Origin of the sequence: Streptomyces sp. NPDC059355, assembly GCF_042752335.1 — a bacterium.
Classification (GTDB): domain Bacteria; phylum Actinomycetota; class Actinomycetes; order Streptomycetales; family Streptomycetaceae; genus Streptomyces.
Genome location: NZ_JBHYXN010000014.1, coordinates 47,850 through 65,460, shown reverse-complemented (window position 1 = coordinate 65,460; position 17,611 = coordinate 47,850). Strand labels below are relative to the sequence as shown.

At 69.3% G+C, this 17,611-nt stretch carries 17 protein-coding genes and 1 riboswitch; of the genes, 13 read left to right on the top strand and 4 right to left on the bottom strand.

Annotated elements, in window-relative coordinates:
- Positions 1–24: 24 nt before the first annotated feature.
- On the bottom strand, positions 25–1,404 hold the full coding sequence (locus ACFXGI_RS16030; protein WP_384706378.1) for a cysteine desulfurase/sulfurtransferase TusA family protein: 1,380 nt from the start codon (positions 1,402–1,404) through the stop codon (positions 25–27).
- Positions 1,405–1,687: 283 nt separating this feature from the next.
- Here ACFXGI_RS16030 and coxB point away from each other — a divergent pair, with 283 nt between their 5' ends.
- The 4 genes from coxB (at position 1,688) to ACFXGI_RS16010 (ending at position 6,148) form a co-directional block, all read left to right on the top strand.
- Positions 1,688–2,662, top strand: a complete 975-nt coding sequence (coxB, locus tag ACFXGI_RS16025; protein WP_229340342.1) for a cytochrome c oxidase subunit II — start codon at positions 1,688–1,690, stop codon at positions 2,660–2,662.
- Positions 2,659–4,389, top strand: a complete 1,731-nt coding sequence (ctaD, locus tag ACFXGI_RS16020) for a cytochrome c oxidase subunit I (protein ID WP_384706376.1) — start codon at positions 2,659–2,661, stop codon at positions 4,387–4,389. Before coxB ends, ctaD begins: the two co-directional genes overlap by 4 nt.
- Positions 4,386–4,784 carry a cytochrome c oxidase subunit 4 gene (locus tag ACFXGI_RS16015; protein WP_030863499.1) on the top strand — a complete coding sequence of 133 codons (399 nt, stop codon included), beginning with the start codon at positions 4,386–4,388 and terminating at the stop codon, positions 4,782–4,784. Before ctaD ends, ACFXGI_RS16015 begins: the two co-directional genes overlap by 4 nt.
- A gap of 116 nt (positions 4,785–4,900) precedes the next feature.
- Entirely contained in the window at positions 4,901–6,148 is a 1,248-nt protein-coding gene (locus ACFXGI_RS16010) for an Ig-like domain-containing protein (protein WP_384706374.1), read from the top strand.
- 108 nt (positions 6,149–6,256) lie between these two features.
- Here the strand turns inward: ACFXGI_RS16010 and ACFXGI_RS16005 are convergent, their stop codons facing one another.
- On the bottom strand, positions 6,257–6,658 hold the full coding sequence (locus tag ACFXGI_RS16005; protein ID WP_030863504.1) for a hypothetical protein: 402 nt from the start codon (positions 6,656–6,658) through the stop codon (positions 6,257–6,259).
- A gap of 199 nt (positions 6,659–6,857) precedes the next feature.
- Here ACFXGI_RS16005 and ACFXGI_RS16000 point away from each other — a divergent pair, with 199 nt between their 5' ends.
- From ACFXGI_RS16000 to ACFXGI_RS15970, 7 genes are all read left to right on the top strand, one after another.
- Complete coding sequence (locus ACFXGI_RS16000) at positions 6,858–7,478, top strand: heme-copper oxidase subunit III (RefSeq protein WP_048476286.1); 621 nt, start codon at positions 6,858–6,860, stop codon at positions 7,476–7,478.
- Between the two features lie 76 nt (positions 7,479–7,554).
- Positions 7,555–8,364, top strand: coding sequence for a c-type cytochrome (locus ACFXGI_RS15995; RefSeq protein ID WP_384706371.1), 810 nt, complete (start codon positions 7,555–7,557; stop codon positions 8,362–8,364).
- On the top strand, positions 8,361–9,419 hold the full coding sequence (locus ACFXGI_RS15990; protein ID WP_384706369.1) for a Rieske 2Fe-2S domain-containing protein: 1,059 nt from the start codon (positions 8,361–8,363) through the stop codon (positions 9,417–9,419). Before ACFXGI_RS15995 ends, ACFXGI_RS15990 begins: the two co-directional genes overlap by 4 nt.
- Positions 9,416–11,044: a cytochrome bc complex cytochrome b subunit gene (locus tag ACFXGI_RS15985; protein WP_351778867.1), complete on the top strand. Its 1,629-nt coding sequence runs from the start codon at positions 9,416–9,418 to the stop codon at positions 11,042–11,044. Before ACFXGI_RS15990 ends, ACFXGI_RS15985 begins: the two co-directional genes overlap by 4 nt.
- 166 nt (positions 11,045–11,210) lie before the next feature.
- Positions 11,211–12,275 (top strand): anthranilate phosphoribosyltransferase, encoded by a 1,065-nt coding sequence (gene trpD, locus ACFXGI_RS15980; protein WP_384706367.1) that lies wholly within the window; start codon positions 11,211–11,213, stop codon positions 12,273–12,275.
- Positions 12,276–12,363: 88 nt separating this feature from the next.
- Positions 12,364–12,480, top strand: a riboswitch (SAM riboswitch).
- Positions 12,481–12,718: 238 nt separating this feature from the next.
- Positions 12,719–14,110, top strand: coding sequence for an aminotransferase class V-fold PLP-dependent enzyme (locus ACFXGI_RS15975; RefSeq protein WP_384706365.1), 1,392 nt, complete (start codon positions 12,719–12,721; stop codon positions 14,108–14,110).
- A 13-nt stretch (positions 14,111–14,123) separates the two neighbouring features.
- Positions 14,124–14,705 (top strand): ferredoxin, encoded by a 582-nt coding sequence (locus tag ACFXGI_RS15970; RefSeq protein ID WP_384706363.1) that lies wholly within the window; start codon positions 14,124–14,126, stop codon positions 14,703–14,705.
- Positions 14,706–14,712: 7 nt separating this feature from the next.
- Here ACFXGI_RS15970 and ACFXGI_RS15965 read toward each other — a convergent pair whose 3' ends face one another.
- Positions 14,713–14,994, bottom strand: a complete 282-nt coding sequence (locus ACFXGI_RS15965; RefSeq protein ID WP_030013053.1) for an Lrp/AsnC family transcriptional regulator — start codon at positions 14,992–14,994, stop codon at positions 14,713–14,715.
- Positions 14,991–15,713: a rhomboid family intramembrane serine protease gene (locus ACFXGI_RS15960; protein WP_384706361.1), complete on the bottom strand. Its 723-nt coding sequence runs from the start codon at positions 15,711–15,713 to the stop codon at positions 14,991–14,993. The genes ACFXGI_RS15965 and ACFXGI_RS15960 overlap by 4 nt, the downstream gene beginning before the upstream one ends.
- Before the next feature lie 127 nt (positions 15,714–15,840).
- Between ACFXGI_RS15960 and ACFXGI_RS15955 the strand changes: the two genes are divergently transcribed.
- Together ACFXGI_RS15955 and ACFXGI_RS15950 are read left to right on the top strand one after the other, a co-directional pair.
- Positions 15,841–16,080 (top strand): hypothetical protein, encoded by a 240-nt coding sequence (locus tag ACFXGI_RS15955; RefSeq protein ID WP_008738811.1) that lies wholly within the window; start codon positions 15,841–15,843, stop codon positions 16,078–16,080.
- 40 nt (positions 16,081–16,120) lie between these two features.
- The gene (locus ACFXGI_RS15950) at positions 16,121–17,485 is read left to right on the top strand and encodes an NYN domain-containing protein (protein WP_384706513.1); all 1,365 of its coding nucleotides are present in this window, start codon (positions 16,121–16,123) and stop codon (positions 17,483–17,485) included.
- Positions 17,486–17,611: the final 126 nt, after the last annotated feature.

Genomic DNA, 17,611 nt, shown 5'->3' with positions numbered 1-17,611 from the left:
CTCGGACGCCGGCGGGACTGGAGGTCAGACCCGCCGGCGGACCGTGTACGCGACCCCCGCCGGGCGCGGGGCCTCGCCCTCGTAGGTGTGGCCGCGCATCGCGCACCAGGCCGGGATGTCCAGGCGGGCCACCTCGTCGTCCGACAGGACGGTGACGGTGCCGCCGACCGGGACCGTGCCGATCGCGCGGGCCAGCTCGATCACCGGCTGGGGGCAGCGCAGGCCCAGGGCGTCGATCTCCAGCGCGTCCGACACCGGCGCCACCGCCGCCGGTTCGCCGACGCCGAGTGTGGCGCGGACCCCCGCCACCACCCCCGGCAGGACCTCCAGGAAGCCGTTCACCTCCTGAGCCGTGGTCCCCAGCGGCAGGGAGACCCGTACGTTCCCCTCCGACAGCACGCCCATCGCCCGGAGCACATGACTCGGGGTCAGCGTGGAGCTGGTGCAGGAGGAGCCGGAGGAGACGGAGTAGCCCGCCCGGTCCAACTCGTGCAGCAGCGTCTCGCCGTCGACGTACAGGCAGGAGAACGTGACCAGGTGCGGCAGTCGCCGCTCCGGGTCCCCGACCACCTCCACGTCGGGCACCAGCCGGGCCACGCGCCGCCGGATGCGGTCCACCAGGATCCGCAGCCGGGCCGCCTCCGCCTCGGCCTCGGCCCGTACGGCGCGCAGCGAGGCCGCCGCCGCCACGACGGCCGGGAGGTTCACGAAACCGGGTGAGCGCCTCGACTCCCTTTCGTCCGCAGGGAATTGGGGGGAGAAGCGGACGCCCTTGCGGACCGCCAGCAGCCCGACCCCCGCCGGTCCGCCCCATTTGTGCGCACTCGCGGTGAGCACCGACCAGCCGTCCTCCACCGGGCCCCAGCCCAGGGTCTGCGCCGCGTCCACGAGCAGCGGCACCCCGGCCGCCGCGCAGACCTCGGCCACCTCCGCCACCGGCTGGACGGTGCCGACCTCGTGATTGGCCGACTGGAGGCAGGCCAGGGCCGTCGACGCGTCCAGTGCGCGGGCGTACCCGGTCGCGGACACCGCGCCCGCGCGGTCCACCGGGACGTGGGTCACCGTCCCGCCGGCGGCCTCGTGCGCGTCCGCCGCGTGGAGTACAGAACTGTGTTCGACCGCCGATACGACCAGATGACCGCCGACGCGCCGGCGCCCGGCGAGCGCTCCCGCGACCCCCGTGTGAACCGCGTGCGTCCCCGAAGGAGTGAACACGAGCTCGTCGGGGCGACAGCCCACGGCCTCCGCCGCCGCCTCGCGCGCCGCGTCCAGCAGCAGCCGGGCGCGCCGGCCCTCCCGGTAGAGCCGGGCGGGGTCCGCCCAGCCCTCGTCCAGGGAGGCTTGCAACGCCTGCCGGGCCACGGGGTGCAGGGGAGCGGCGGACGCGGTGTCGAAGTACGGCATCGGGCCACGCTAACCGGCGCCCGGGGGCGTTCGAGGTCAGGGGCCGTCAGATGCCCTCCGGAGGCCGCCGTTCAGGGGGTGTTGGTCCGTCCCCCGTACGGCGGATCCATCCCTTCGGGGGCAGTAGCGGCGCGTTGGGCACCCTCCCCGCGCGACCCCAAATAGCGTCCAGTAGGGTTTGGTCCGCATAAACATCCAAACCCCTGCCTGCGTCAGGGCCGGCGACCGACCCGAATACGGCCGCGGCCGGCCGCGCGGGCCGAGACTCTCGGGAAGGCGCTACGTGAGTCCCTACGGCTCCGACCGCTCGCCGCGGCGCCCGATGCGGCGGAAGCTGCTGCAGGCGCTGACTGCGGGCGCGGTCCTGGCGACCGCCACTGGTTGCTCGTACAACTGGCAAGACTTCCCCCGGCTCGGAATGCCCTATCCGGTCACGGAGGAGGCGCCTCGCATCCTGTCCCTGTGGCAGGGGTCGTGGGCAGCTGCCCTCATCACGGGCATCCTGGTCTGGGGCCTGATCATCTGGAGCATCATCTTCCACCGGCGCAGCCGGACGAAGGTGGAGGTCCCCCCGCAGACCCGGTACAACATGCCCATCGAGGCGCTGTACACCGTGGTCCCGCTCATCATCGTCTCGGTGCTCTTCTACTTCACCGCGCGTGACGAGTCGAAGCTGCTCGCCCTCACCCCGAAGCCGGCTCACACGATCAACGTGATCGGTTTCCAGTGGAGCTGGGGCTTCAACTACGTCGAGAACGTCGACGGAGACGCGGCGACCCCGAAGGCCGGCGAGGTCCCCAAGGAGCTCGCCAACATCCCGGACCGCTTCACCAAGGAATTCCCCGCGGGCGCCGAAGGCGTCTACGAGAAGGGCGTTCCCGGCGACCGGAACCTGGAGACGGGCAACCCGGGGCCGACCCTCTGGCTCCCCAAGGGCGAGAAGGTCCGCTTCATCCTGTCGTCGAACGACGTCATCCACTCCTTCTGGGTGGTCCCCTTCCTGTTCAAGCAGGACGTGATCCCGGGCCACACCAACGTTTTCGAGGTCACCCCCTCCGAAGAGGGCGTCTTCATGGGCAAGTGCGCCGAGCTCTGCGGCGTCGACCACTCCCGGATGCTCTTCAACGTCAGGGTCGTCTCGCCCGAGGCCTACCGGGCGCACCTCAAGGAACTGGCCGAGAAGGGGCAGACCGGCTTCCTCCCGGCCGGCATCAAGCAGACTGACCCGGCCCGGAATGCGGAGACGAACAAACTGTGAGCATCCTCAACGAATCTCAGGGTGCCGCCGCCGACTCGTATGAAAACGAGCTGCCGGTACGGCGCAAGCAGCCGGGCAATGTCGTCGTGAAGTGGCTGACCACTACCGACCACAAGACCATCGGCACGATGTACCTGGTCACGTCGTTCGTGTTCTTCCTCATCGGCGGTCTGCTGGCGCTCTTCATGCGTGCAGAGCTGGCCCGTCCGGGCACGCAGATCATGTCGAACGAGCAGTTCAACCAGGCGTTCACCATGCATGGCACGATCATGCTGCTGATGTTCGCCACCCCGCTCTTCGCGGGCTTCGCGAACTGGATCATGCCGCTGCAGATCGGCGCGCCCGACGTGGCGTTCCCGCGGCTGAACATGTTCGCGTACTGGCTGTACCTCTTCGGCTCGACCATCGCGGTGGCCGGCTTCGTGACGCCGAACGGCGCCGCCGACTTCGGCTGGTTCGCCTACTCCCCGCTGTCGGACGCGGTCCGCTCGCCGGGCATCGGCGCCGACATGTGGATCATGGGTCTGGCCTTCTCCGGCTTCGGTACGATCCTCGGCTCGGTCAACTTCATCACCACGATCATCTGCATGCGCGCCCCCGGCATGACGATGTTCCGCATGCCGATCTTCACCTGGAACGTGCTGCTGACCGGTGTCCTGGTCCTGCTCGCCTTCCCGGTGCTGGCCGCCGCGCTCTTCGCGCTGGAGGCCGACCGCAAGTTCGGCGCCCACGTATTCGACGCCTCCAACGGCGGCGCATTGCTGTGGCAACACCTCTTCTGGTTCTTCGGACACCCAGAGGTGTACATCATCGCGCTGCCATTCTTCGGAATCATCTCCGAGATCATCCCGGTCTTCGCCCGCAAGCCGATGTTCGGTTACATCGGCCTGATCGCCGCGACGATCTCGATCGCCGGCCTCTCCGTGACCGTGTGGGCCCACCACATGTACGTCACCGGCGGCGTGCTGCTTCCGTTCTTCTCCTTCATGACCTTCCTGATCGCGGTACCGACCGGTGTGAAGTTCTTCAACTGGATCGGCACCATGTGGAAGGGCTCGCTGTCCTTCGAGACCCCGATGCTCTGGACGATCGGCTTCCTGATCACCTTCACCTTCGGTGGTCTGACCGGCGTCATCCTGGCCTCGCCCCCGATGGACTTCCACGTCTCCGACTCGTACTTCGTCGTCGCGCACTTCCACTACGTCGTCTTCGGCACCGTGGTGTTCGCGATGTTCGCCGGCTTCCACTTCTGGTGGCCGAAGTTCACGGGCAAGATGCTGGACGAGCGCCTCGGCAAGATCACCTTCTGGACGCTGTTCATCGGCTTCCACGGCACGTTCCTGGTGCAGCACTGGCTGGGCGCCGAGGGCATGCCGCGCCGTTACGCGGACTACCTCGCGGCCGACGGCTTCACCGCCCTGAACACGATCTCGACGATCAGCTCCTTCCTGCTGGGCATGTCGATGCTGCCGTTCATGTACAACGTCTGGAAGACGGCGAAGTACGGCAAGAAGGTCGAGGTCGACGACCCGTGGGGTTACGGCCGTTCGCTCGAGTGGGCGACGTCCTGCCCGCCGCCGCGGCACAACTTCCTCACCCTGCCGCGAATCCGTTCCGAGTCGCCGGCGTTCGACCTGCACCACCCTGAGATCGCAGCCCTCGACCACCTCGAGGACCACAGCGTCGCCGCCAAGGCCGTCACCGGTGGCAAGGAGGCCGGCAAGTGAAGATCCAGGGCAAGATGTTCCTCTGGCTCTCCTTCTTCATCCTGATCATGGCCGTCGTGTACGGCGTGTGGTCGAAGGAGCCCGTCGGTACCACCGCGCTCTTCCTGGCCTTCGGCCTGAGCGTCATGATCGGCTACTACCTGGCTTTCACGGCCAAGCGTGTCGACGAGATGGCCCAGGACAACCTGGAGGCCGACGTCGCCGACGAGGCGGGCGAGCTGGGGTTCTTCTCCCCGCACAGCTGGCAGCCGCTCTCGCTGGCGATCGGTGGCGCCTTCGCCTTCATGGGCGTCATCTTCGGCTGGTGGCTCATGTACTTCTCCGCTCCGCTGATCCTGATCGGTCTGTGGGGCTGGGTGTACGAGTACTACCGCGGTGAGAACCAGAACCAGTAGGACCGCAGCACCGAGACAGGACCAGGGGCCCGGACACCTCCAATGGAGGAGTCCGGGCCCCTCGTTTGCAGTCACCCCGCGCGCAGCAATGGTCATACCTTCATAGCGTGGGCTCCATGAACCACTCACCGCGTCTTTGGACGGTAGTCAGCTGCTCTGTGCTGGTGGCGTCGCTCGGGGCCGGCGCCACCGCTTGCGGGCCCGGGGGCAACCCGCTGTCAGCCCGCCCGTACGACGCGGGCGACCAGGTCGTCTTCAACCAGCCGCCCGGCAAGCGGCCCGTCGACCCCGAGAAGCCCCTGGAGATCACCGCCAAGGGCACCGGCGGCAGCCGGATCACCGACGTGTCCGCCGTGGACGCCCAGGGACGCCGCCTCGCGGGCGAGCTGAGCGCCAAGGGCGACCGCTGGCACAGCACCGCCCCGATGGCCGCCGGCGTCCATTACACGGTCCTGGTGAACACCGAGGACGAGCGAGGCGCTCCGGGGCAGCGCAGGCTGACGTTCGAGACGACTCCGGCCGAGAAGGTCCTCAAGGTCGAATTCGGGCCGGACGAGGGCAAGTACGGCGTCGGACAGCCCCTCACGGCCGTACTCAACGAGCCCATCACGGACAAGGCCGCCCGGGCGATCGTGGAGCGGGGCCTGGTCGTCAGCACGCCGGCGGGCGTCGAGGGCGCCTGGCACTGGGTGGACGACAAGAACCTGCACTTCCGCCCCAAGGACTACTGGCCCGCGCACTCCACCGTCTCCGTACGGAGCAATCTGGAGGGCATCAAGATCAACGACGAGCTCCACGGGGCCGCCGCCACGCCGTTGACGCTGGAGATCGGGGACCGCGTCGAGGTCACCACGGACGCCTCCGCGCACTACCTGACGTTCGAGCGCAACGGAGAAGTGATCAATACCATTCCGGTGACCACCGGAAAGCCCGGCTTCTCCACCCGCAACGGGGTCAAGGTGGTGCTCGGCAAGCAGTACTTCGTCCAGATGCGCGGCGACACCGTGGGCATCGGCGGCAGCGAGTACTACAACCTGCCCGTCTACTACGCGACCCGCGTCACCTGGAGTGGTGAATACGTGCACGCCGCGCCGTGGTCCCTGGACTCGCAGGGCTCCGAGAACGTCAGCCACGGCTGCACCGGCATGAGCACGAGCAACGCCGCCTGGTTCTACGAGAACATCACCGAGGGCGACATCGTCCGGGTGGTCAACAGTATCGGCGAGGACATGGAGCCCTTCGGCAACGGCTTCGGCGACTGGAACCTGGACTGGAAGGAGTGGCGCGACGGCAGCGCCCTCCTCAAGGGCACCCAGGAAGGCCGCAGTCCGATCGACCAGGCCCGGCTGCGCCCGCAGGTCTGAGCGCGGCGGGCCCGCGCTCCGGGCGCGGACCCGGCCGGCCCGTACGACCGACGCCGGCGTGCCGAAGTCCGTACGTACGGATGACGGCGCGCCGGCGTCGGCCGTGCGTCACGCGGCCGACGACAGCCGGGAACGCACCAGGCCCGCCAGGGCGTCGGCGAACTCCACCGGGTCGACCGGAAGGGTCACCGCCGCGTCCGCGCGGCTCCAGGTGGCCAGCCAGGCGTCCTGCGGACGCCCCATCAGCAGCAGTACCGGCGGGCATCGGAAGATCTCGTCCTTGATCTGCCGGCACACGCCCATGCCGCCGGCCGGGACCGCCTCGCCGTCCAGCACGCACACGTCGATCCCGCCCGCGTCCAGCTCGCTCAGGACGGCCGGGAGAGTGGCGCATTCCACGAACTCGACCGGTGGCAGGTCCGCGGCCGGCCTGCGCCCGGCCGCCAGCCGCACCTGCTCGCGGGTGCTCGCGTCGTCGCTGTAGACCAGAACCCGTGCAGTCGACCGCATTTCGTTCCTCCACGGTGCCGTGAATCACGTTGATGTTGCGCGGGATGCTACTCCGTCCGACCCGGTGTCAACATCGGTTCGGACAGCCTCGCCGATGAAGGCCCCCGGGCCGATCTGATGGGCCGTTCGGGCCTTGCACACGCCCCTGACACTCCGAACGGCACCCCCCGGGGTGAGGGCGGGATAAGCGACCGACATAATGTCGGTCGTGGCGACAGCAACGACAGTAGATACCGGGCACGCGCACCCGACGGTCAACCGGCCGAACCTCGTCAGCGTCGGAACCATCATCTGGTTGAGTTCCGAGCTGATGTTCTTCGCGGCCCTCTTCGCGATGTACTTCACCCTGCGATCCGTGACAGGTGCCGAGTACTGGACAGAGCAGGCTTCGGCCTTGAATCTGCCCTTCTCGGCGACGAACACGACGATCCTGGTGCTTTCCTCCCTCACCTGCCAGCTCGGCGTATTCGCCGCCGAGCGCGGTGACGTGAAGAAGCTCCGGTCGTGGTTCATGATCACATTCGTCATGGGTGCGATCTTCATTGGCGGCCAGGTGTTCGAGTACACCGAGCTGGTCAAGCACGAGGGCATGTCTCTCAAGTCAGGTCCGTACGGCTCGGTGTTCTACCTGACCACCGGCTTCCACGGTCTGCACGTGACGGGCGGTCTCATCGCCTTCCTGCTGGTCCTCGGCCGGACGTACGCGGCCAAGAGGTTCACCCACGAACAGGCCACGTCGGCCATCGTCGTGTCCTACTACTGGCACTTCGTCGATGTCGTCTGGATCGGCCTCTTCGCGACGATCTACCTGATCAAGTAGCGAACACGTCACCGGGCGAGACCCGGCACTCCATCCAGAAACACCGACGCAGAAGATCCTGACACCGGGGTAATCCGTGAAAAAGCTCTCCGCACGACGACGCCATCCGCTGGCGGCGGTCGTCGTTCTACTCCTCGCGCTGGCGGCCACTGGGGGGCTGTACGCCGCCTTCGCCCCCGCGGGCAAGGCGCAGGCCGATGAAACCGCCCAGTCCCTCGCCATCGAGGAGGGCCAGAAGCTCTACGCCGTGGGTTGCGCAAGCTGCCACGGAACCGGCGGTCAGGGTTCCACTGACGGCCCCAGCCTGGTCGGCGTCGGCTCCGCGGCCGTCGACTTCCAGGTGAGCACGGGCCGCATGCCCGCCCAGCAGCCCGGCGTGCAGGTGCCGAAGAAGCCGGTCATCTACGACCAGGCGCAGATCGACCAGCTCGCCGCCTACATCGCCTCCCTCGGCGCCGGCCCCAGCGTGCCGACCGAGAAGCAGTACGACCCGGCGGGCGCCAACATCGCCAGGGGTGGTGAGCTCTTCCGCAACAACTGCGCGCAGTGCCACAACTTCACCGGCGAGGGTGGCGCGCTGACGAACGGCAAGTACGCCCCGAACCTCGAGGGCGTCTCGCCGAAGCACATCTACGAGGCCATGCTCACCGGCCCGCAGAACATGCCCTCCTTCCCGGACAGCACCATGCCGACGAAGGAGAAGAAGGACATCATCGCGTACCTCGAGCACGTGAACGGCGACAAGTCGACCAGCCCCGGTGGTCTCAAGCTCGGCGGCCTCGGCCCCGTCTCCGAGGGTCTGTTCGGCTGGATCTTCGGTCTGGGTGCGCTGATCGCTGTCGCCGTCTGGGTCGCGGCCCACACCGCTAAGGCCAAGAAGTCATGAGTAGCCAAGACATTCCCGAAGAGAAGCACCTGCCGAGCGAGCAGGGCGACGCGCACCACGGTGGCGTAGCAGTCGCGGACGATCCGTTCGCCGACCCGGGCCTTCCGGTCCACAAGCCCCGTATCCAGGACATCGACGAGCAGGCCGCGAAGCGCTCCGAGCGCACCGTGGCGATGCTGTTCACGCTGTCGATGCTGGCCACGATCGGCTTCATCGCCTCGTACGTGATCCTCCCGGTCGACAAGATCGTCTACATCTTCCCGATCGGGAAGGTGAGCGCGCTGAACTTCGCGCTCGGTCTGACCCTGGGCACGGCCCTCTTCTGCATCGGCGCGGGCGCGGTCCACTGGGCCCGCACCCTGATGTCCGACGTGGAGGTCGCCGACGAGCGCCACGAGATCGCGGCGCCGCCGGAGCTCAAGGCGAAGGTCATGCAGGACTTCGCCGACGGCGCGCAGGAGTCGGGCATCGCCCGCCGCCCGCTGATCCGCAACACCATGCTGGGCGCGCTGTCGATGCTGCCGCTGTCCGCTCTCATGATCATGCGCGACCTGGGCCCGCTGCCCGAGGAGAAGCTGCGCAAGACCGTGTGGGCCAAGGGCAAGCTGCTCATCAACGACAACACGAACGAGCCGCTGCGTCCCGAGGACGTGCTGGTCGGTTCGCTGACCTTCGCCAGGCCCGAGGGCCTGGAGGAGGAGCAGCACGACTTCCAGACGCAGATCGCCAAGGCCGCCCTGATGATCGTCCGCATCAAGCCGGATGACATCAAGGACAAGCAGGAACTCGAGTGGTCCCACGAGGGCATCGTGGCCTACTCGAAGATCTGCACCCACGTCGGCTGCCCGATCAGCCTGTACGAGCAGCAGACCCACCACGTGCTCTGCCCGTGCCACCAGTCCACCTTCGACCTCTCCGACGGCGCCCGAGTCATCTTCGGTCCGGCCGGCCACGCGCTTCCGCAGCTGCGGATCGGCGTGAACGGTGAAGGCTTCCTCGAAGCGCTCGGCGACTTCGAAGAGCCCGTCGGTCCTGCATTCTGGGAGCGCGGATGAGCACTGCCACTGACACAAAGCGGCCGGCGCCCTCCAAGGGCGAGCGGGTAGCGGACTGGGCGGACGGACGCCTGGGCATCTACAGCCTGGCCAAGTCCAACATGCGCAAGATCTTCCCGGACCACTGGTCCTTCATGCTGGGTGAGATCTGCCTCTACAGCTTCATCATCATCATCCTCACGGGTGTGTACCTGACGCTGTTCTTCCACCCGAGCATGAACGAGGTCGTGTACCACGGCTCGTACGTGCCGATGCAGGGTGTCCAGATGTCCGAGGCCTTCGCCTCGACCCTGAACATCAGCTTCGAGGTCCGCGGCGGTCTGCTCATCCGGCAGATCCACCACTGGGCGGCGCTGATCTTCGTCGCGGCGATGCTCGTGCACATGATGCGCGTGTTCTTCACCGGCGCGTTCCGCAAGCCGCGCGAGGTCAACTGGATCTTCGGCTTCCTGCTGCTGGTCCTCGGCATGTTCACCGGTTTCACCGGTTACTCCCTGCCGGACGACCTGCTCTCGGGCACCGGTGTCCGCTTCATGGAGGGCGCGATCCTGTCCGTGCCGATCGTCGGCACGTACCTGTCGTTCTTCCTCTTCGGCGGCGAGTTCCCCGGCGGCGACTTCGTCGCGCGGTTCTACTCGATCCACATCCTGCTGCTGCCCGGCATCATGATGGGCCTGCTGGTGGCCCACCTGATCCTGGTCTTCTACCACAAGCACACCCAGTTCGCGGGTCCCGGCAAGACGAACAACAACGTCGTCGGCATGCCGCTGCTGCCGGTCTACATGGCCAAGGCCGGAGGCTTCTTCTTCCTGGTCTTCGGTGTCATCGCGGCCATCGCGGCGATCGCCTCGATCAACCCGATCTGGGCGCTCGGCCCGTACCGGCCGGACCACGTGTCCACCGGCGCGCAGCCGGACTGGTACATGGGCTTCTCCGAGGGCCTCATCCGTGCGATGCCCGGCTGGGAGATCAACCTCTGGGGCCACACGCTCGTCCTGGGCGTGTTCATCCCGCTGGTGGTCTTCCCGCTGGTACTGGCCACGATCGCGGTCTACCCGTTCATCGAGTCCTGGGTCACCGGGGACAAGCGCGAGCACCACATCCTGGACCGCCCGCGCAACGTCCCGACCCGTACGGCCTTCGGTGTGGCCTGGCTGACGTGGTACGTCATCCTGCTGATCGCCGGTGGAAACGACATGTTCGCGCAGTACTTCCACCTGTCGATCAACAACATCACCTGGTTCGCCCGTATCGGCTTCTTCGTCGGCCCGGTCATCGCCTTCGTCATCACCAAGCGGATCTGCCTCGGCCTCCAGCGCCGGGACCGGGACAAGGTGCTGCACGGTCGCGAGACCGGCATCATCAAGCGCCTGCCGCACGGTGAGTTCGTCGAGATCCACGAGCCGCTGACCCAGGGCAAGCTGCACACGCTGACCGCGCACGAGCAGTACAAGCCGGTCGAGATCGGCCCGACGGTCGACGAGAACGGTGTCGAGCGCAAGGTCGGCCGCATGGAGAAGCTCCGCGCGAAGCTCAGCAAGGGCTACTACGCGGAGGACAGCCAGATTCCGAAGCCCACGGTGGAGGAGTACAAGGAGATCCAGAGCGGCCACGGCCACCACTGATCCCGCTTGAGGGACTGATTCAGGTCAGTCCTGGTGTCGCCACGGCAAGAGCCCCGTCCAGTGTCCGGACGGGGCTCTTTGCCGTCCCCGGGGCTGGATAGGCTGAACCCCTTCCCATTCGAGTGGGCCCCGACATCGGGTGGCCGATCAACAGCAGGAGCGGACCATGAACGTTGCGACCCCGGCAGGCGGCGACAGCGTGGCGGCCCGCGGCTGGCCGGGCGTCCTCGATGCCCTGCTGTCCGGCCAGGACCTGCGCGCGGACGAGACCGCCTGGGCCATGGACCGGATCATGCGCGGAGAGGCCACGGACGCCCAGATCGCCGGCTTCGTGGTGGCGCTGCGGGCCAAGGGGGAGACGGTCGCGGAGATCAACGGCCTCGTGCGGTCCATGTACGGGCACGCCAACCTGATCGAGGTGCCGGGCCGGACGGTGGACATCGTCGGCACGGGCGGCGACGGCGCCAAGACGGTGAACATCTCGACGATGTCCTCGATCGTGGTGGCCGGTACGGGCGCGAAGGTGGTCAAGCACGGCAACCGTGCCGCGTCCTCCGCGAGCGGCTCCTCGGACGTGCTGGAGAAGCTCGGGGTCAACCTGGACCTCACCCCGGCGCGGGTGGTCGAGGTCGCGCAGGAGGCCGGCATCACCTTCTGCTTCGCGGTGAAGTTCCACCCGGCGCTGCGGCACGTGGCGGCGGCCCGCAAGGAGCTGGGCATCCGCACCACGTTCAACTTCCTGGGCCCGCTGACCAACCCGGCGCGGGTACGGGCGCAGGCCACGGGCGTGGCGGACGCGCGGGTCGCCCCCATCGTGGCGGGCGTGCTGGCGGAGCGGGGTTCCTCGGCGCTGGTGTTCCGCGGGGACGACGGCCTGGACGAGCTGACGACGACGGCGACCTCCCGGGTGTGGTGGGTGCGCGACGGCCGGGTGGACGAGCAGTCGTTCGACCCGCGTGACGTCGGCATCGCGCTGGTCGACGTCTCGGCGCTGCGGGGCGCGGACGCCTCGTACAACGCGGACGTCGCCCGCCGGCTGCTGGCCGGCGAGACGGGCCCGGTGCGCGACGCGGTCCTGCTGAACTCCGCGGCGGCGCTGGTGGCCCTGGACCCGGGCACGGGGACCCTGGAGGACCAGATCCGCGCCGCGATCGCCCGCGCGGCGGAGTCCGTCGACTCGGGCGCGGCCCGGGCGGCCCTGGACCGCTGGGTGGCGGCCAGCAACGCCTGACCGTTTCCGGCCAGGACCCCGGTTCGCGCGTATCACCATGCGGACCGGGGTCTTGTGCGTGGGGGATCTTGTGGCAGGATGCTGACCAGGTCACGAGTGACAGCGTTTTGGCCCCGGCTCGCTGTCCGGCAACCCTCCTTCCGTGGCGGGGTGCCCCGGGTGATGACCAGGCCGCAGGCAGAAAGGCCTGCGGCAAGCGCGGATCCCTCGACACCAGGGGTCCTGGTCTCTCGAGGAGCTTTTCCGTGAGCAAGCGAATGCGATAGGGCGACTCCGCCCCTTCTTCACCCTCCGTGCGGTCCTGAGCCGTCCGCGCGTCGAGGCAACTCCCGTACCACTGCACCTGTGCATCCGCGCACCCGTTTCCGGGATGCGTGCACCCGCGTGCACCCGCGTACGGGCCGTCCGAAGCCATTCAGCCTGTCCCGCCGGGAGATACCGCCATGTCCACGTACCCGAACACCGCCGCCACCGACATCGTGACCGCCGCCGCCGCCGACCCCGCCTGTGCCGAGCCGCTGCCGGTGCTCGGCCGGGACGTCACCGTCCCGCTCGTCACCGGCGGCGAGGTCACCTACGCGGCCCTCGACTACGCGGCCAGCGCCCCCGCGCTCCAGCGGGTCTGGGACGACGTCGCCGCGTACGCCCCGTACTACGGCAGCGTGCACCGCGGCGCCGGCTACCTCTCCCAGCTGTCCACGGACCTCTTCGAGCAGAGCCGGGCGACGGTCGCCGGGTTCCTCGACTGCCGTCCGTCCGATCAAGTGATCTTCACCCGGTCCACCACCGACTCGCTGAACCTGCTCGCCGCCGTGCTGCCGGCCGACTGCCAGGTGTTCGTCTTCGAGACCGAGCACCACGCCTCGCTGCTGCCGTGGGGGGACGCGCAGGTCACGTACCTCAACGCGCCGCGGACCCCGGCCCAGGCCGTGGAGACCCTGGAGCGGGCGCTCGCCGAGCGCGAGCCCTGGGGTCCGGCGCTGGTCTGCGTCACCGGCGCGTCCAACGTCACCGGTGAGCTGTGGCCGGTTAAGGAGCTCGCCGCCGCGGCGCACGCCCACGGCGCGCGGATCGTCCTGGACGCCGCCCAGCTGGCCCCGCACCACCCCGTCTCCGTGCAGGAGCTGGACGTGGACTGGGTGGCCTTCTCCGGGCACAAGCTGTACGCGCCGTTCGGCTCGGGCGTGCTGGCCGGCCGGGCGGACTGGCTGCAGCAGGCGGAGCCGTACCTGGCCGGCGGCGGCGCCTCCCGGAAGGTCGCCCGCCGCGCGGACGGCGGCGTCGACGTCGAGTGGCACACGACGGCGGCCCGCCACGAGGCCGGCTCCCCGAACGTGATCGGCGTGTACTCGATCGCCTCCGCCTGCAAGGCCCTGACCGAGGCGGGCTTCGAGGACCTCGTCGCCCGCGAGCGGCACCTGATCGCCAAGGTCCGCGAGGGCCTGGCGGAGGTCCCGGCCGTCCGGATCCTGTCCCTCTTCGGCGACGACGCCCCGCGGGTCGGGGTCATCTCCTTCGTGGTCGACGGCTGGAACAGCTCGCACTTCGCGGCGGCGCTGTCGGCGGAGTACGGGATCGGCGTCCGCGACGGCCTCTTCTGCGCCCACCCGCTGGTCCGCACCCTGCTGGGCAGCGAGCCGCAGGCCCAGGGCGAATGCGGAGCCCCCGAGGCGGCCCCCGGCGAGCGCTCGCTGAACGCGATCCGCGTCAGCTTCGGCGCCGGCACCCCGGACGAGCACGTCGACCGCTTCGTCGGCGCGGTCAGGGAACTCGTGGCCGACGGGGCGAAGTGGCAGTACCGCACCGAGGAAGGCCGCTGCGTCCCGGCCGTGTGACACGCCGACGACCATGGCCTACTGGGACCCGATACCGACCGTCAACGCTTGCGTGGAGGGCGAACCGCTCCCCGGCCTCGCGGAGTGGGTGCGCGCCTACGACGTGTCGTGGGACACCTCGCACGACGTGTGGGGGGAGCGCAACTGGCGCAATGTGCCGGGGCCGTTCTACGGGGCGGCGACCGACACCTGCCGGGTGGGGCGGGGCGTCGCGCCGGGCCACGTCCTGTACGACGACGAGTACGGCCAGGAGTTCGTATACCGCCAGCCGCGCACGCCCGAGGAGACGTACCGGGTCATGGCCGCCGCCTGGCAGGACCTGATGGCCGGATTCCAGCGCGACGGGGATGAGCACTGGACCCCGGAGCTGGTGCGCGAGTGGTGGCGCGACCGGGGCCGGGTGCGGGAGTGGGCCGTGGGCCTGGACCGCGAGTGGTCGGTGTCGGAGCGGGCGGAGGAGCGCGAGGCCGCCGGGGGAGCCCGCGCCTACGTGGCCCACATCGACGGCGACCTCGGTGACCGCCTGCGCGGGTACCTGTTCTGGCTCCAGGAGGCCCGCCCGGCCCGGCCGGGGGAGGGTCTGCCCGGGCTGTGAGGGCTCGCTACGCGTCGAGGCCGATGGCGAAGGCCGCTTCCAGGTCGTGCTGCGAGTACGTGCGGAACGCCACGTGCGTGTCCGTCGCCTCGACGCCCGGGATCTTGCTGATGCGGCCCGGGATGATGTCCGCCAGGTTCTCGTGGCGGGCCACGCGGACCAGGGCGATCAGGTCGTACGTCCCCGTGACGGAGTAGACCTCGCTGACATTTTCCAGCGCGGCGATGGACTCGGCGATCTCGGGGATGCGGTCCACGCTGGTCTTGATGAGCACGATCGCGGTGATCACGGCTGGCTGTCTCCCTCGGTGGCCGTCGCTGGTCGCCTCACTCTAGTCGTACGCCGATAGCGCACCCATGCGTAGACGAAGCCGAGCGAGAAGCCCACCAGGTGGGCGAGGTACGCCACCCCGGGGCCGCTGCCCGCACGGTGCGCCGCCACCCACTGGAGGGCGAACCAGAACAGCAGGACCAGCCACGCCGGGAAGCGCAGCGGAAGGAACAGGAGGAAGGGGAACAGGCTCGTCACACGGGCGCGAGGGAACAGGCAGAGGAAGGCGCCGAGCACCGCGGAGATCGCGCCCGAGGCGCCGACCAGGGTCTGGTCCGACGAGGCGTTGGCCGCCGCGTACGCCGCCAGCGCCAGGTATCCCGTGCAGATGTAGAACGACAGGAACTCCGGTCGCCCCATCCGCTCCTGCGTCATCACGCCGAAGACGTACAGGAACAGCATGTTGCCGAGCAGGTGCAGCCAGCTGCCGTGCACGAACAGGGCGGTGAGCGGCGTCAGCAGGGCCCGCGCCGAGCCGGTGAAGAGCTCGTCCGGGACCACGCCCCAGCGCCGGAAGTACGCGGTCCCCGTCTCCAGTAACCGCTCGCCCGTCCCGTACGCGGGATTCAGCCCCGAGGACGGGCCGAACAGGAACACCGCGCAGCAGCCGGCGATCAGCGCGTGGACGACCACCGGGCCCCGGGCGGCCTCCCGGAGGGCCTGCCACTTTACGATCATGCGATCGAGCATGACCCAAGCGGACCCGCCCGGAGCACCGGCAGGCCGTAGGGTTACGAGCTGCGGTCCGCCGATTGACGCGGACGGCGGCTTTAATTGAATCAGCTACGAAGGAGAGAGCGGCCTGATGACGGTTCCCCTGCCGACCGACACCACCCGGTGGCGCTGCACGCTGTGCGGCAACCTCACGCGTTTCGACGTCACTCGTTCGTCGAAGGTCGTGGAGTACGTCCACCTGGATCTTGCCGGGGAGCCCAAGGTCGAGGAGCGCGAGGTGGTCAATGAGACCATCGAGTCGGTCCGCTGCCGCTGGTGCAACGCGGTGGACCAGATCGAGCTCGTGGACAGGCCGGGCGCGGACTCCTGACGGAGCCCCGCCCACAGGTGAATGACGGTAGGGGTGACGGATTGTGGAGCCAGCAAGCGGCGCTGAGCCGGCCGACGCGGCCGGCGACGCCGCCGAGGTGCTCGACCGCCCGCTGCCGGAAGGCGTGCGGCGCCGGGTCGTCGCGCTCGTCTCGGACGCCTTCGGCGGACTGACGGTCGCGGACCTCCCGGCGCAGCTGCGCCAGTACGCCCGGTTCACCCCGACCCGGCGCGCCAAGTTCGCCGGCAACGCGATGGCCGCGGCGGTGGAGGCGGACGCCGTCTTCCGGGGCCGCGTCGCCGAGAAGCTGCGCGAGGCACAGGCCGAGCTGGCCGGCGCCCTGGAGTCCGGCGCCCCGCCGGCCGCCGCGGACCCGCTGGACGTGGCGGCCGCCGCGTACGTGCTGCGCCCGGCCGGCTGGGTGAAGCTGGTCGCCGCCGCGGGCGAGGAAGCGCAGCGCGCCGACGCCGAGCGGGTCGGCGAGGAGACCCGGCGCGAACTGGACCGGCTGCGCGAGGAACTGGCCCACGCACGGGACGCGCAGCGTCTGGGCGGCGAGCAGGTGCGGGCCGACCTGGACGCGGCGCGCAGGGAAGTGGAATCGCTTCAGCGCAAACTGCGCAGCGCCCAGAGCGACGTGAAGCGCGGCGAGGCGGCCCTGCGCAAGGTCACCGCCGTGATCGACGGGATCCGGGGCGAGGCCGCCGCGCAGGTGACCGCCGCCGAGAGCGAGACCCGGCGGCTCAAGTCCCGCCTCGCGGAGGTCGAGACGGCGCTGGAGACCTCCCGCCGGGCCACCCGCGAGGGCCGCAGCGTCGAGGACATGCGGCTGCGGCTGCTGCTGGACACCGTGCTGGACGCGGCTCAGGGGCTGCGCCGCGAGCTGGCGCTGCCGCCGGTCTCGACGCGGCCGGCCGACACCGTGGACGCGGTGGAGCCGGGCCGGATGACCCCGAAGGACATCGCGGCACGCGCCCTGTCGGAGACCGATCCGGCGCTGCTGGACCAGCTGTTGGCACTGCCCCAGGCCCATCTGGTGGTCGACGGGTACAACGTGACGAAGACCGGCTATCCGACGATGCCGCTGGAGAAGCAGCGGCTGCGGCTGCTGGGCGGGCTGTCGATGCTGGCCGCACAGACGGGCGCGGAGATGACCTGCGTCTTCGACGGCGCGGAACTGGCGGCCCCGGTGCTGCTCGCACCGCCGCGCGGGGTGCGGGTGCTGTTCTCCAAGCCCGGTGTGACGGCGGACGAGCTGATCCGCCAGCTGGTGCGTGCGGAACCGCCCGGCCGGCCGGTGGTCGTGGTCTCCACCGACCGCGAGGTGGCCGACGGCGTGGCGAAGGCCGGAGCCCGGCCCGTGACGTCCGCTTTGTTGCTGAAGCGGCTTTCGCGCGTTTCGTAACTCCTAGCTGTAATGCCCGATTTAGTGGGGTGGGCAGGGAACGTACCGTCAAGTGCCCTGCACAGAGCGTGGGCTGTAGGTAAAGAACCTGGTCGGCAGCCAAGTTTTTTGCCGACAGGATTTGAA